This window comes from Rhodanobacter sp. Root179, assembly GCF_001428465.1.
Lineage (GTDB): Bacteria > Pseudomonadota > Gammaproteobacteria > Xanthomonadales > Rhodanobacteraceae > Rhodanobacter.
This window is the reverse complement of sequence record NZ_LMHR01000079.1, coordinates 13,321-26,688: the sequence shown is the minus strand read 5'-3', so window position 1 is coordinate 26,688 and position 13,368 is coordinate 13,321. Positions and strand designations below refer to the sequence as shown.

The window sequence follows — 13,368 nt, the reverse complement described above, 5'->3', positions numbered from 1 at the left end:
AATGCGCAACCAGCAGCGGGCGGGAACCCTTATTCGTGAAAGTGGACGTGTTGATCATCGGCGCCGGCGCCGCCGGCCTGATGTGCGCGATCGCCGCGGGGCAGCGCGGCCGGCGCGTGCTGGTGGTCGACCATGCCAACAAGGTCGGCAAGAAGATCCTGATGTCCGGCGGCGGGCGCTGCAATTTCACCAACATGGGCACGACGCCGGCCAACTACCTGTCGGCCAATCCGCACTTCGCCAAGTCGGCGCTGGCGCGTTACACGCCGTGGGATTTCATCGCCCTGGTCGAGAAGCACCGCATCGCGTACCACGAGAAGGAACTGGGCCAGCTGTTCTGCGACGATTCGTCGAAACAGATCGTGCGCATGCTGCTGGACGAATGCGCTGCCGCTGGCGTCACGGTGGAGGCGAGCTGCGGCGTGCAGCGCGTGCGCAAGACGCCGGAGGGTTTCAGCGTGCACACCGCGCGCGGCGAGGTGCATGCCGAATCGCTGGTGGTGGCCTCCGGCGGTCTGTCGATTCCCAGCATGGGCGCCAGCGGTTTCGGCTACGAGCTGGCGCGACAGTTCGGCCATCAGGTCTTGCCCGTGCGCGCCGGCCTGGTGCCGTTGACCTTGAGCGGCAAGCATCAGGAGCATTACCAGGACCTCGCCGGCGTGGCCTTGCCGGTGGTGGAAAGCCGCGTGGGCAGGCAGAGTTTTCGCGCCGGCCTGCTGTTCACCCATCGCGGCATCAGCGGGCCGGCGATCCTGCAGATTTCTTCCTACTGGCAACCCGGCGACGACCTGCGCATCGACCTGTTGCCGGACAGCGACGTCGGCGCGCACCTGGTCGAACAGCGCGCGGCGCGACCGCTGGCCGAGTTGAAGACGGTGCTGGGCGAGCTGCTGCCGAAACGGCTGGCGCAACGGCTGTGCGAGCAGTGGTTTGAGAATCGGCCGATGCGCCAGTACCGCGACGCCGAGCTGGTGCAGGTTGGCACGCAGCTCAACGCCTGGCCGATCATCGCCAGCGGTACCGAGGGATATCGCACCGCCGAGGTCACCCTGGGCGGCGTCGACACCGACGGCATCTCCTCCAGCACCATGCAGTCGAAACGGGTACCCGGTCTGTACTTCATCGGCGAAGTGGTGGATGTCACCGGCTGGCTGGGCGGCTACAACTTCCAGTGGGCTTGGGCCTCGGGCCAGGCGGCCGGCGCCGTGGCCTAGGGTCCTGATCCGCTCGGCACAAGTCACTTGACGCCCCCGGTCCGCGGCCGCAGCATCGCCGGACAGGATCTCCCGGCGCGGCTCGCTGGATGCCCGGGAACGCAGGCTCTTCATCCAAGGGAAGCAGGCCATGGCCACGGTGGAAAACGGCAAGCTGATCGACCCGGAAGTCGAAGTGAAGCTCTACACGTCGATCGAGCATGGTGCCCTGACGTCGGTCGCCTCGATCGTGCTGCACCGTACCGATTCCTCGTCGGCCACCGGCACCCTGAGCGCCTACGAAGGCGGCAAGACCACCGGCGCGCATTTCCTGATCGACAAGCTTGGCAAGATCTACCAGACCGCCCGCGTCGACCAGGTCTGCTGGCACGTGGGCATCCTGGTGGCGCGCTGCCAGGCGGAAAGCAACTGCGATCCGCAGGAGCTGAAGACGATCACCGCGCTGCTCCACGAGAAAGGCCTGTCGTTCAGCACGCGGGCGAAGAACCTTTCGCGCCATGAAGTGGCCAAGACCTATCCGCAGCGGTATCCGGCCAACAGCGACTCCCTGGGCATCGAGGTGGTGGGGAAGTTCGTGGCCGCGAACAAGGCGTTCGAGCTGCCGACGCCGGAGCAGCTGAAGTCGGTGAAATACCTGGTGGACATCCTGGTCGCCCAGTTCAAGCTCAACCTGCTCAGCGACGTCTACGCCCACGGCGCGATCGCCCGCAAGGAAGTCTCCGAAGGTGCGCAGCTGCTGCAGTCGCTGCTGACCGGAGCCAAGCCATGAGCGTGTTGCAGACGGTTGTGGTCGCGTCGCTGCTGGGCATCGCCCTGATCGCCTGCGCACCGGTGCGCCACGACGATGCGGTCGAGGTGGTTTCGCTGGCGCGGCAGATCGACCCGTCGCGGCCCGATCACGACATGTGCAGTTCGCTGACCCTGACCCGCGCCGACGTGGCGACCTATTTCCGGCTGGCCGACGAAGTCGATGGCGAGACCTTCCACGACGAGGCGATGATCCTGCCGTGCAGCTACAGCGGTTCGATCAAAATGTCGGGGCAGTTGCGGCAGTGGCAGATCTTCGCCGGCGGCGCGGCCTACCTGTCCGACAGCCACGGCCTCAACAAGCGCTACCTGTGCCGGCAGCGCTGCCTGGACGCGCTGCCCGGCCTGCAGTAGCCCGCCGCGCGAGACGATCCGCGGTGGCGTTTCGCGATACCTGAACGCGACGCGTGCTTGACTGCGCGCTGGTTCCTGTCGAGGAAGGTTTCATGAAAGTCGGATTCATCGGTCTCGGTGCCATGGGTAGCGCGATGGCCAGCAACCTGATTGCCGCGGGGCACAGCGTCACGGTGTGGAATCGCTCCGAGGCGGCTTGCGCGCCGCTGGCGTCACTGGGTGCCAAGGTGGCCAGCACGCCCGATCGCGCCGCCCAGGGCGATGTGCTCTGCAGCATGCTGGCCAACGACCAGGCCGTGCGCGAGGTGTTCCTGGAACACGCCCTGCTCGATGCGATGGATCGGGGCATGGTGCATGTGAACCACGCCACCATCTCGGTGGCGCTGGCGCAGGAACTGGCGCAAGCCCACGAAGAGCGCGGGCTGGCCTACGTGGCCGCGCCGGTGTTCGGCCGGCCGGACATGGCAGCGGCGGCGAAGCTCAACATTCTCGCGGCGGGTGTTCCCGCGGCGATCGAGAAGGTGCAGCCACTGCTGCAGGCGATGGGCAGCAGGGTGTGGCCGATGGGGGATGCGCCGGAGCGTGCGAACGTGGCGAAGATCGCGGGCAACTTCATGCTCGCCAGCGCCATCGAAAGCATGGCCGAAGCCACTGCGCTGACCCGTGCCTACGGCGTGGGTGCGGCGGATTTCCTCGAGGTGATGACCCATACGCTGTTCGCCGCGCCCGCGTATCAGGGCTACGGCAAGCTGATCGCCGAACAGCGCTTCAAGCCGGCCGGATTCGCCCTGCCACTGGGCTACAAGGACGTCGGGCTGGCTCTCGCTGCGGGTGATGCGGCGCGGGTGCCGCTGCCGTTTGCCGGCGTGTTGCGCGACAGCCTGCTGGAGGCACTGGCTGCCGGCGACGAGGAACTCGACTGGTCCGCACTGGCCCTGGTGGCGGCTCGCCGCGCCCATCTGGACGAGCGCTGAGAACGCTGCGCTTCGCGTTGAGAACGCTGCGCTTCTAGGAGAGCGAAGTTTCCCAGTGCAGGTTGCCGTCGACCACGGTGCGGCTGCAGCCGCCGACCCAGATTGCATCGGTGTCGATGTGCACGACCAGGCGCGCATCGTGGCCGATCTCGCGGCCCTGGCTGACTTCGTAGCCGCGAGCGAGCAGTCCGTGCGGTTCGGCGTGGGCGAGGTAGGCGGCGATCAGGCCGTTGGCCGCACCGGACGCGGGATCTTCGACGATGCCCACACCGGCCGGGAAGGCGCGCACCACCAGTTGCCGCCCGCTGTCGGCGCGAGCGAATGCGCATAGTCCCATGCTGTCGCTCGCCTGGGCCAGCGCCAGGATTGCCGCGTGTTCCGGCTGCCATCCACGCAGGCTGGCCTCATCGGCGACCTCGGCCAGCCACCAGCGCCGGCCACCGTCGACCAGGGCGGGCGGCAGCAGGCCGGTCCGGATGCCGGCCAGCGCCGCGGGTAGCAGGGGATGGGCATCCAGTCCGGTGGACAGCACGCGCTCGCCGGGCGATTGCAGCAGCAGCTCGCGTGTTTCGCCGTGGCCCACGATGCGGATCGGCAACACGCCGGCGCCGCATTCCTGCCACAGCATCCCGTCGCGTGGCTCGGCCAGGCCGCAAGCCAGTGCGGCATGGGCGCTGCCGATGCTGGGATGGCCGGCGAACGGGATCTCCTTGTGCGGCGTGAAAATGCGCACGCGATAGCTGGCCTTCGGATCGGTCGGCGGCAGCAGGAAGGTCGTCTCGACCAGGGCGGTCCAGCGGGCGAAGCGCTGCATCGCCGCGGTACTCCAGGTGTCCGCGCCGATCACCACGCCCAGATGATTGCCACCGCCAGCGGTGGCCGCGAAGACGTCCAGGTGCAGATAGCGGAGCGGGGTCATGGCATCCATCAGCTCGGTTCATCGGGCGCCAGGCGCCGCGTAAAGCGCCGAATGATAGCGGGCGCGCGCGGCCGGCGGCAGTAACGATTCGTCATGTCGGTGCAAGCGCGGCACATAAGCGCCATGGCGGGGAGGAAGCTTTCCATCGCTCGGTGGCAAGCCGCGCGTCGAGTCGACAAGCCATGACGCTGGCCCCAAGATGCGTGTTTTTGCTGCCCGACGCGGAACCGTCCATGCTGATCACCCTGCTCATCATCGCCATCACCTGCATCGTCTCGTTCATGGCGTTCAACAACAGCCGCCTGATGAACGACCTGATCCTGTGGCCGCCGGCGATCACCCGCCAGCGCGAATACCACCGCCTGGTGACCTACGGCGTGGTGCATGCGGATGCCATGCATCTGCTGTTCAACATGGTCACGCTGTTCTTTTTCGGCCGGGCGATGGAGAGTTTCTTCGCCGCGCGCCTGGGCACGCTGGGTTTTGCGCTGTTCTACATCGGTGGCCTGGTGGTCTCGATCCTGCCGACCTATCTGAAGAACCGGGCCAATCCGAACTATCGCAGCCTGGGCGCTTCCGGGGCGGTGTCGGCCGTGCTGTTCTCCTTCGTCCTGCTGGCGCCGTGGTCGCGCATCATCGTGCTGGTGATCCCGATGCCCGCGATCGTCTATGCGGTGCTTTACACCGGTTATTCGATCTACATGGACCAGCGCGGACAGGGCAACGTCAATCACAGCGCGCACCTGTGGGGTGCGGCTTATGGCGTGTTGTTCACCCTGCTGGTCGAGCCACGCGTGCTGGGACATTTCCTCAGCGCGCTGATGCAACCGACCTTCCGATGATGAACGGTTTCTGCATTGCGAAATGCCCGACGCGGCCGAGGCGTGCATACTGGGACGCACTACGTCATCGATCACCGCAGGAGAACTAACGCATGGCCACGTCCAGAAAGTTGGTTGCCAAGAAGTCCGCGGCAAAGAAGTCGGTTTCCCGCAAACCTGCCGCCTCCACCAAGGCAGCTCCGCGCAAGGCGGCAGCCAGCAAGGTCGCAGCAAAGAAAGCTCCCGGCAAGAAGACCGGCGTGACTAAAAAGGCCGTCGCGAAGAAGACGGTTGCCGGGAAGTCGGCGGTCAGGAAGGCGGTGACGAAGAAGGTTCCGGCCGCGAAGAAGGCGGCGGTGAAGAAACCCGCAGCCAGGAAGGTGGCGGCCAAGAAGCCCGTGGCGAAAAAGGCGCCGGCCAAGAAATCCGCGGTAAAGAAGGCCCCGGTCAGGAAAGCCGCGGTGAAGAAGGCGGCTTCAAAAAGGCCCGTCGCGAAGAAGCCGGCCGCCCGCAAGCCGGCGGGCGCGAAATCCGTGGCCCGGAAGCCGGTCGCGAAGCGAGCCGCTGCCCCCGCGCCGATGGCCAGGAAACCTGCCGCGAAGAAACCGATCGCGAAGAAACCCGCGGCCGTGTCTTCCGTTCGGACGGCCACGCCGCGGAAGCCGGCCGCCACCCGCAAGCCGCCGATGGAAGCGCCGATCGAGCACATCAGCCAGGAAGACGCCGTGGCGAAGATCCAGGCCTTGCTGGAGGCGAAGAACGAGCGGGTGCGCCAGGGACCGACCTGGCCGGATGCGAATCCGGCCCAGCCGGGAGGCGGTCATGCCGAGCTGCATCCTTCGGCGACCGGCGAGATCGAGGGTTCCGATGGCCGCGTGCTGGCACCGCAACGTGGCGAGCAGGCCAAGCGCAGCAACAGCTGAGTCGCACCTGCCGGGCCGGAGGGTTCATGACCGGCGCGCGGTGGCGGACATGGCCGGCGGTTGAACGCCGGTTTCTCGCGCAGGTGGCTTTTAGCGCCCGTTCAAGCGGTTGGCCGCAGTCTGGCGATGCACATCCACAGCGGGGACAGGTCATGAAACGCGTTCTATCCGGTCTGCTCATGGTGGTCGCCGCGGCGACACTGTCGGGCTGCTACTACGATCCGGGCTACAGCTACGTGCGTGGTTCGGGTGACGCCGGCGATGCCTACTACGGCGACGGCGGCGCCACCTACGTGGCGCCGTCCTACTACGGTGGCTACTACGGCAACGGTTATTACGGCTACGGCGGCGGCTACTACGGTTGCTGTTATGCACCCGGTGTGAGCGTTGGCGTGGGCAGCGTCTGGTACGGCGGTTCGCGCTACCGGCACGACGACTACCGTGGACGTCGCGACTACGATCGTCATGCCGGGCATTGGCAGGGGCGTTCCGATGGCGGCCATCGGGGCGACGGCGGCAGCGGATACCACGGCGGTGATCGCCGGGGTTCCCGGGATTCCGGCTGGCGTGGTTCCGACTCGCACGGCTCCGGACAGCGTTCGCACGGCAGTGGCGGAGGCGGGCGTGGCGGCAGCCACGGCCATCGTGAGCGTGGCAATGATCGCCACTGACGCCCGGCACTAGCGGCAGGGAATGCGCGCTGCCGGTTCTGCATGCGGGCTGTTGCCGAGGCTCATCGCAGTCATTGCGGTGAGCCTCTTGTCGTGTGGCTGCAACAGTCTTCGCTACTACGCGCAGGCCGCGCACGGACAGGGCAGCCTGGTTCTCCATCGGCGTGCGCTGGACAAGGTGATCGCTGATCCCGCCACGCCGGCGCCCCTGGCCACGCGGCTGCGGCTGGCGCAGCAGGCGCGGGCGTTCGCCAGCAGGCAACTCGCGCTGCCGGACAATCGCAGCTATGCCACCTATGTTTCGCTGGACCGCCCGTACGTGGTGTGGAACGTGTTCGCCACGCCGCGCTACTCGGTGCAGGCGGTGCCGCAGTGCTTTCCGATCGCCGGCTGCGTCGCCTACCGGGGCTGGTTCAGCGAGGTCGCCGCGCAGCAGGATGCGGCGCGGCTGCGTGCCCGCGGCGACGACGTGTGGGTCGGGGGCGTGCCGGCCTATTCGACCCTGGGCTGGTTCGACGATCCGATCCTGTCAAGCATGCTGCGCTGGGACGACGACGAACTGGACGGCACGATCTTCCATGAGCTGGCCCACCAGCTGGTCTACGTGAAGGGCGACACGACGTTCAATGAATCGTTTGCCAGCTTCGTGCAGCAGGAAGGCCTGCGCCAGTGGCGCCGCTCGCGCGGACTGCCGCCCGCGGATGGCCGGCGCCAGGCGATGGAAGACGGCTTCACCCGGCTGGTGCTCGACCTGCGCAACCGGCTGAGAATCGTCTACGCGGACGGTGGCGATCAGGCGACGATGGAGGCGGGCAAGCAGCGCGAGCTGGCGGCGTTCCGTGTCCGCTATGCGCAGTGGCGTGACAGCCATTGGCCGGGTGAGCATCGGTATGACGCCTGGGTTGCCGCGCCGATCAACAACGCCCGCCTGCTTCCGTTCGGCCTGTACGAGCAATGGACGCCCGCGTTCGCCGCACTGTTCGCGCGATCGGAGCGCAGCTGGCCCGCTTTCTACGCTGACGTTCGGCAGTTGGCCCGCAAGCCGAAGGCCGAACGCGACGCCGCGCTGCGCCAGCTGTGCAACGGTGCCTGTTCCGGGGCAGACTGAAGCCCCCATCGCCGGAGTGTCGCCATGGTCAATGCCGAAAAGCGGGAGCTGATCCAGCGCTACGTCGAGGCCTACAACCGTTTCGACGTGGACGGCATGCTGGCCACGCTGACGCCGGACGTCCTGTTCGAGAACATTGCGGACGGCCAGCTCAACGTCGCCACGCATGGCACCACCGAGTTCCGCCAGCTGGCCGAGCAGGGTGCAGCGCTGTTCGCCGAGCGCCGGCAGACGATCACCGCCTGGGAGTTTCGGCCGGCCTCCGTGCTGGTGACGATTGCCTGGCGCGGCGTGTTCGCCGCGGACGTGCCCGACGGCCCGCGCGCAGGCGCCGAGCTGACGCTGCAGGGCGAGTCGGAATTCGAGTTCGCCGGTGGGCGGATCAGCCGGATCGTCGACCGCAGCTGAGCCGTACGGCGGTCACGGCGTGGATTTGCGTCCGGCCATGTGTCGCAGATAGGCCAGCACGGCGTCCAGGTCCGTGTCGGAGAGCGCGCTGCGGTCGAAGCCGGGCATCTTCGCCTGCGGCCACCGCCGCAGCGACTGCGGATCGCGAATGAAGGCGCGCAGCAGGTCGGCGCGCAGGTATTCGGTGGGATTGTGCGGCAGGTTCAGGTCCGGGCCGAGTTTTGCGTCGCCCTGGCCGTTAAGGGTGTGGCAGGCCAGGCAGGTGTGCTGGAACACCACGAAGCCCTGTCGCACCTGGCTGTCGGGGGGCAGCGACGGGTCGGGCTGCAGGGCCGGGAAGCGCGCGGCGACCCCGGCCAGCTTGCGGATGGCGGCCAGCTGGTACGGCCATTGCTCCGGGCCCACATGAGCGGCCTGCGGCCGGGTCCAGACCACGTAGAACGGTCCCGCGCTGCCCTTGTCGCGAGGCAGTCGGGGCCACGGTTGCGCCGGGTCCTCGATCGCCAGCCAGGCCGTGCTGCCTTTCCCGTTCAGCAGCAGGGCGGCGGGGATTTCGGCGGCAAAGCCGTCGCTGGCCACGAACTGCAGGTGGTCGCCGGCGTCGAGCCCTTGCAGCAGATCGTTCAGCGGCACCGCGCGATAGCGCATCGGCCGGCCGAAGGCCACGTCGTCAGGCACGTTGATCGTGCGCACGTCGCCGCGTTTCAGAAGCGCTCCGGTTTGCCAGGTGGTCGGGCCGTGGCCGAGATCGATCTTCAGCTCGGCGGCAGTGGCCGGCAGCAACAGGTTCAGGGCGAACAGGCCGGCGATCAGCAGTTTCATGGTGGACTCCGACGGGAAGCGGCGATCGTAGAACACAAGGGATGCCCCGTGGCGACAGCGCGCGTTTCGGACAGCCTGTCGCCCAGCTGAACGAACCCCGTCATGCACATTGAACTCACATGGGCTCACCCACACTAAGCCTGTGTATCGCCGTGAGGGCGACAAAAAGTGAGGCAGTTGATCGCATCACTGAGGGGTCGGCATTTCCTCCCCTGGATGCCACCTGACAAACCCCATCAGTCCTCCCCTGGCTGATGGGGTTTTTTTTTGTCCATCGCGTGGGCGCGGCTGCGGCATGGATAATGGACCATTCCCGTTCGCCGCTGGGCCACTGATGATCATCGAATCGCTGCTCGACACCGACCTGTACAAGTTTTCCATGATGCAGGTGGTCTTGCACCAGTATCCCGCGGCCCAGGTCGAGTACCGCTTCAAGTGCCGCACGCCGAACGTCGACCTGGTGCCGTACATCGACGAGATCCGCGGCGAACTGAAGGCGCTGTGCCAGCTTCGCTTCACGCCGGACGAGCTCGACTACCTGCGCACCTGGCGTTTCATCAAGAGCGACTTCGTCGATTTCCTGGGGCTGTTCCAGCTCAACGAGAAGTACGTGGACATCGCGCCGGCCGCCGCAGGCAATGGCGAGATCGAGATCCGCATCCGCGGGCCGTGGCTGCACACCATCCTGTTCGAGGTGCCGCTGTTGGCGATCGTCAACGAGGTGTACTTTCGCAACACCAGCGCCGGCCTCGATCTCGGCGAAGGGCGCCGACGCCTGCAGGCGAAGATCGCCCTGCTGCGCGACACGCCGGATTACAGCGGTTGCAAGATCGCCGACTACGGCACGCGCCGGCGCCACTCGCGGGTGTGGCAGGAAGAAGTGGTGACGGCGCTGCGCGACGGACTCGGCGCCCAGCTGGCTGGCACCAGCAACGTGTGGCTGGCGCGCAAGCTCGACCTGACGCCGCTGGGCACGCTGGCGCACGAATACCTGCAGGCGCACCAGGCGCTGGGCCCGCGCCTGCGCGATTCGCAGGTGGCGGCGCTGGAGGCGTGGGCGAAGGAATACCGGGGCGACCTCGGCATCGCGTTGTCGGACGTGTACGGGCTGGACGCTTTCCTGCGCGACTTCGACATGTACTTCTGCAAGCTGTTCGACGGCACCCGCCACGATTCCGGCGATCCGTTCGCCTGGGGCGACAAGGTGCTGGCGCACTACTGCGCGAACCGGGTCGATCCCCGCGGCAAGGTGCTGGTGTTCAGCGACGGGCTGGACATACCCAAGGTGATGCAGCTGTACGAGCACTTCCGCGGCCGCTGCCTGCTGGCGTTCGGCGTGGGCACCAACCTCACCAACGATGTGGGCCCTGTGCCGCTCAACATCGTGATCAAGATGATCCGCTGCAACGGCCAGCCGGTGGCCAAGCTCAGCGACTCGCCCGGCAAGAACATGTGCGACGACGAGAAGTACGTGGCGTACCTGCGGCAGGTCTTCGACATCCCCGCATCGCAGGGGTGAGGCGAGTTTCTCCTCCCTGCTTGCAGGGGTGGGGTTGCTCGGGCGGCGAGGAAGGTCGGGAGCACCCCACCCCAACCCTCCCCTGCAAGTAGGGGAGGGAGCGCGAGGTCAGAACGCGGGCAGCACGGCGCCGTGGTACTTCTGTTCGATGAACGCCCTGATCTCGGGACTGGTCAGTGCCTTGGCCAGTTTCTGCACGCGCGGGTCGTTCCGGTTGTCGGGGCGGCCGACCAGGTAGTTCACATAGGGCGAGTCCTTGTCCTCGATCAGCAGCGCGTCCTTGGTGGGGTTCAGCCCGGCGGCCAGCGCGTAGTTGGTGTTGATCAGGGAGAGGTCCACCTCGTCCAGCGTTCGGGGCAGCATCGCCGCCTCCAGTTCGCGGAACTTCAGCTGCTTCGGATTCGCGGTGACGTCCTTCAGCGTGGACATCTCGTTGCTCGGGTCCTTCAGCGTGATCAGGCCGTGTTTCGCCAGCAACAGCAGCGCGCGGCTGTTGTTGCTGGGATCGTTGGGCAGGGTGACGCTGGCGCCGTCGGGTAACTGGTCGACGCTCGTGTACTTGTGCGAGTACGCACCGAACGGCTCGATGTGCACGCCGGCGACGATCACCAGGTCGGTGCCGCGTTCGCGGTTGAACGCATCCAGGTACGGCCTGGTCTGGAAGTAGTTCAGGTCGATGTTTTTCTCGGCCACCTGGGTGTTCGGCTGCACGTAGTCGGCGAATACCCTGATCTGCAGGTCCACGCCCTGCTTCGCCAGCAGCGGTTTCACCTGTTTGAGGATCTCGGCATGGGGAACCGCCGTAGCGGCCACGGTGAGGGTGTGGTCGTCCTGTTTTGGCGCGGAGCAGGCCGTCAGCGAGAGCAGGATCAGGGTCGTGGCGAGGAATACGTGGAGCAGTTTCATGGCGGAGGTTCGCTTGTGCAATGCACAATAATAGACGTCTATACCGCCAAATACAAATTGTGCGATGGCGCCGACGATGACGCGTCAGACCTTGGGTCGGGAGCAGTAGCCGGCCAGCAGGAGCAGGGCCAGGGTGGCGGCGAGGGCGGCGAGCAGCAATTCCAAGGCGGCGATTCCCATGAGCGGTCCACGAAGGTAGGCCGCCCATGGCGCCAGGCACAAATGATCAAGTCAGCGTTGCTTATAACGCTGCACGATGCGGTCGCCGATCATCTGCAGCAGCTGCACCAGCACGATCAGCAGCACCACGGTGACCAGCATGTAGTCGGACTTGTAGCTGAGGTAGCCGTAGCGGTAGGCCAGGTCGCCGAGGCCGCCGGAGCCGATCGCCCCACCCATGGCGGTGTAGCCGACCAGGGCGATCGCGGTGACCGTAATGCCGGCGAACAGGCCTCCGCGTGCCTCGGGCAACAGCACGTGGCGCACGATCTGCCACAGGCTGGCGCCCATCGCCTGGCTGGCCTCGATCACGCCTTGCTGCACTTCGCGCAGCGCGGTTTCCACCAGCCGCGCGAAGAACGGCGCGGCGCCGATCACCAGCGGCGGGATCGCGCCGCGGATGCCCAGCTTGGTGCCGACCAAGGCGTAGGTGACCGGCATCAGCACGATCATCAGGATGATGAATGGCACCGAGCGCAGGACGTTCACCAGCAGCGAAGTCACCGCGTAGAGCTTCGGCATCGGCCGCAGCTGGCCCTTGCCGGTGAGGTACAGCAGCACGCCCAGCGGCAGGCCGATCAGCACGGTGAGCGCCAGCGAGCCGCCCAGCATCAGCAAGGTGTCGATGCAGGCGCGGCCGATCTCGCCCCAGTCGTCGATATTGGGAAAAAGTCTTTGCAGCGGATTCATCGTGGCAGCTCCTCGATCTCGATGCCGGCATCCCGCAGCGCGGCCAGTGCGATGTCCACCTGTTCGCCCCGCATCGCCAGGGTGAGCTGACCGTAGGGCAGATCCTTGATGCGGTCGATGCGCCCGGCCAGGATGTTGAATTCCACGCCGGTTTCCCGCGCCACACGGCTCAGCGACGGGGTCAGCGTGGCGTCGCCGCGGAAGCTCAGGCGCACGATGCGGCCGGGCACCTGGGCGAATGGCGTGTGTTCGCTGGCCGCTTCCTCGGGCAGGGCCTCGTTGACGAAGCGTCTGGTCGTCGGGTGTTGCGGGTGCAGGAACACGTCGGCCACCGGACCGTGCTCGACGATCACGCCGGCGTCGAGCACCGCCACGCGATCGCACACGCGGCGCACCACGTCCATCTCGTGGGTGATCAGCACGATGGTGAGTTTCAGCTCGCGGTTGATCTCGGCCAGCAGTTCGAGCACCGAGGCGGTGGTCTGCGGATCGAGCGCACTGGTGGCTTCGTCGCAGAGCAGGATGGACGGCCGGTTGGCCAGCGCGCGGGCGATGCCCACGCGCTGCTTCTGGCCGCCGGAAAGCTGTGACGGGTATTTGTCCGCGTGGTCGCTGAGGCCCACCCGTGCCAGCAGTTCGCCCACGCGGGCCTGCAATGCGGCCGTGTCGCGTTCTCCGGCCAGTCGCAGCGGGAACGCCACGTTGTCCGCCACCGTCTGCGAGGCGAGCAGGTTGAAGTGCTGGAAGATCATGCCGATCCGCCGTCGCTGCGCGCGCAGGGCCGGCTCGGCCAGCGCAGTCATCTCGGTGTCGTTCACGAAGATGCGCCCGCCGCTGGGTCGTTCGAGCAGGTTGATCAGCCGTATAAGCGTCGATTTACCGGCGCCGGAAAGGCCGATGATGCCGAACACTTCGCCATCGGCAATGTCGAGATCGAACGGCTGCAATGCAGGAATGTCCCTGCCGTCGACGCGGTAGGACTTGTGGACATCGACGAAACGGATCACGACGTG

15 protein-coding genes and 1 pseudogene are annotated in these 13,368 nt (G+C 66.7%); 11 read left to right on the top strand and 5 right to left on the bottom strand.

Going from position 1 to position 13,368, the window contains the following annotated elements; genetic code table 11:
* Positions 1–35 precede the first annotated feature (35 nt).
* The 4 genes from ASD82_RS10185 (at position 36) to ASD82_RS10170 (ending at position 3,349) form a co-directional block, all read left to right on the top strand.
* Entirely contained in the window at positions 36–1,214 is a 1,179-nt protein-coding gene (locus tag ASD82_RS10185) for an NAD(P)/FAD-dependent oxidoreductase (protein ID WP_082585303.1), read from the top strand.
* Positions 1,215–1,344: 130 nt separating this feature from the next.
* Positions 1,345–1,983, top strand: a complete 639-nt coding sequence (locus ASD82_RS10180; protein ID WP_200946231.1) for a peptidoglycan recognition family protein — start codon at positions 1,345–1,347, stop codon at positions 1,981–1,983.
* Positions 1,980–2,375: a hypothetical protein gene (locus ASD82_RS10175; protein ID WP_056717717.1), complete on the top strand. Its 396-nt coding sequence runs from the start codon at positions 1,980–1,982 to the stop codon at positions 2,373–2,375. Before ASD82_RS10180 ends, ASD82_RS10175 begins: the two co-directional genes overlap by 4 nt.
* A 92-nt stretch (positions 2,376–2,467) precedes the next feature.
* Positions 2,468–3,349 (top strand): NAD(P)-dependent oxidoreductase, encoded by an 882-nt coding sequence (locus ASD82_RS10170; RefSeq protein ID WP_056717716.1) that lies wholly within the window; start codon positions 2,468–2,470, stop codon positions 3,347–3,349.
* A 34-nt stretch (positions 3,350–3,383) separates the two neighbouring features.
* On the opposite strand, the gene ASD82_RS10165 is transcribed toward ASD82_RS10170, so the two are convergent.
* Positions 3,384–4,268 carry a PhzF family phenazine biosynthesis protein gene (locus ASD82_RS10165; protein ID WP_056717795.1) on the bottom strand — a complete coding sequence of 295 codons (885 nt, stop codon included), beginning with the start codon at positions 4,266–4,268 and terminating at the stop codon, positions 3,384–3,386.
* A 233-nt stretch (positions 4,269–4,501) separates the two neighbouring features.
* Here ASD82_RS10165 and ASD82_RS10160 point away from each other — a divergent pair, with 233 nt between their 5' ends.
* The 6 genes and pseudogenes from ASD82_RS10160 to ASD82_RS10135 all read left to right on the top strand — a co-directional run bounded on the left by ASD82_RS10160 (position 4,502) and on the right by ASD82_RS10135 (position 8,199).
* Entirely contained in the window at positions 4,502–5,110 is a 609-nt protein-coding gene (locus ASD82_RS10160) for a rhomboid family intramembrane serine protease (RefSeq protein WP_056717794.1), read from the top strand.
* A 92-nt stretch (positions 5,111–5,202) separates the two neighbouring features.
* Positions 5,203–5,544: pseudogene (locus ASD82_RS18100) on the top strand (hypothetical protein); the annotation flags it as partial.
* A gap of 231 nt (positions 5,545–5,775) precedes the next feature.
* Positions 5,776–6,012, top strand: coding sequence for a hypothetical protein (locus tag ASD82_RS18095; protein WP_056717714.1), 237 nt, complete (start codon positions 5,776–5,778; stop codon positions 6,010–6,012).
* A 152-nt stretch (positions 6,013–6,164) separates the two neighbouring features.
* A complete protein-coding gene (locus ASD82_RS10145; RefSeq protein WP_235580685.1) occupies positions 6,165–6,683 on the top strand; it encodes a hypothetical protein in 519 nt (172 codons plus the stop codon).
* A 79-nt stretch (positions 6,684–6,762) separates the two neighbouring features.
* Positions 6,763–7,791, top strand: coding sequence for an aminopeptidase (locus ASD82_RS10140; protein ID WP_056717713.1), 1,029 nt, complete (start codon positions 6,763–6,765; stop codon positions 7,789–7,791).
* A gap of 24 nt (positions 7,792–7,815) precedes the next feature.
* A complete protein-coding gene (locus tag ASD82_RS10135; RefSeq protein WP_056717712.1) occupies positions 7,816–8,199 on the top strand; it encodes a nuclear transport factor 2 family protein in 384 nt (127 codons plus the stop codon).
* Positions 8,200–8,211: 12 nt separating this feature from the next.
* Here ASD82_RS10135 and ASD82_RS10130 read toward each other — a convergent pair whose 3' ends face one another.
* Entirely contained in the window at positions 8,212–9,021 is an 810-nt protein-coding gene (locus ASD82_RS10130; protein WP_056717793.1) for a cytochrome c, read from the bottom strand.
* A gap of 334 nt (positions 9,022–9,355) precedes the next feature.
* Here ASD82_RS10130 and pncB point away from each other — a divergent pair, with 334 nt between their 5' ends.
* Complete coding sequence (pncB, locus tag ASD82_RS10125; protein ID WP_056717711.1) at positions 9,356–10,540, top strand: nicotinate phosphoribosyltransferase; 1,185 nt, start codon at positions 9,356–9,358, stop codon at positions 10,538–10,540.
* Between the two features lie 108 nt (positions 10,541–10,648).
* On the opposite strand, the gene ASD82_RS10120 is transcribed toward pncB, so the two are convergent.
* From ASD82_RS10120 to ASD82_RS10110, 3 genes are all read right to left on the bottom strand, one after another.
* Positions 10,649–11,446 (bottom strand): MetQ/NlpA family ABC transporter substrate-binding protein, encoded by a 798-nt coding sequence (locus ASD82_RS10120; RefSeq protein ID WP_056717710.1) that lies wholly within the window; start codon positions 11,444–11,446, stop codon positions 10,649–10,651.
* Positions 11,447–11,677: 231 nt separating this feature from the next.
* The gene (locus ASD82_RS10115) at positions 11,678–12,355 is read right to left on the bottom strand and encodes a methionine ABC transporter permease (RefSeq protein WP_056717709.1); all 678 of its coding nucleotides are present in this window, start codon (positions 12,353–12,355) and stop codon (positions 11,678–11,680) included.
* Complete coding sequence (locus ASD82_RS10110) at positions 12,352–13,362, bottom strand: methionine ABC transporter ATP-binding protein (RefSeq protein ID WP_056717792.1); 1,011 nt, start codon at positions 13,360–13,362, stop codon at positions 12,352–12,354. The genes ASD82_RS10115 and ASD82_RS10110 overlap by 4 nt, the downstream gene beginning before the upstream one ends.
* Between the last annotated feature and the right edge of the window lie 6 nt (positions 13,363–13,368).

Excerpts from the sequence above, each read along its gene's own strand:
- ASD82_RS10180 (WP_200946231.1), top strand. The coding sequence starts at position 1,345 with ATGGCCACGGTGGAAAACGGCAAGCTGATCGACCCGGAAGTCGAAGTG.
- ASD82_RS10175 (WP_056717717.1), top strand. The coding sequence starts at position 1,980 with ATGAGCGTGTTGCAGACGGTTGTGGTCGCGTCGCTGCTGGGCATCGCC.
- ASD82_RS10170 (WP_056717716.1), top strand. The coding sequence starts at position 2,468 with ATGAAAGTCGGATTCATCGGTCTCGGTGCCATGGGTAGCGCGATGGCC.
- ASD82_RS10165 (WP_056717795.1), bottom strand. The coding sequence starts at position 4,268 with ATGACCCCGCTCCGCTATCTGCACCTGGACGTCTTCGCGGCCACCGCT.
- ASD82_RS10160 (WP_056717794.1), top strand. The coding sequence starts at position 4,502 with ATGCTGATCACCCTGCTCATCATCGCCATCACCTGCATCGTCTCGTTC.
- ASD82_RS18095 (WP_056717714.1), top strand. The coding sequence starts at position 5,776 with ATGGAAGCGCCGATCGAGCACATCAGCCAGGAAGACGCCGTGGCGAAG.
- ASD82_RS10145 (WP_235580685.1), top strand. The coding sequence starts at position 6,165 with ATGAAACGCGTTCTATCCGGTCTGCTCATGGTGGTCGCCGCGGCGACA.
- ASD82_RS10135 (WP_056717712.1), top strand. The coding sequence starts at position 7,816 with ATGGTCAATGCCGAAAAGCGGGAGCTGATCCAGCGCTACGTCGAGGCC.
- ASD82_RS10130 (WP_056717793.1), bottom strand. The coding sequence starts at position 9,021 with ATGAAACTGCTGATCGCCGGCCTGTTCGCCCTGAACCTGTTGCTGCCG.
- pncB (WP_056717711.1), top strand. The coding sequence starts at position 9,356 with ATGATCATCGAATCGCTGCTCGACACCGACCTGTACAAGTTTTCCATG.
- ASD82_RS10120 (WP_056717710.1), bottom strand. The coding sequence starts at position 11,446 with ATGAAACTGCTCCACGTATTCCTCGCCACGACCCTGATCCTGCTCTCG.
- ASD82_RS10115 (WP_056717709.1), bottom strand. The coding sequence starts at position 12,355 with ATGAATCCGCTGCAAAGACTTTTTCCCAATATCGACGACTGGGGCGAG.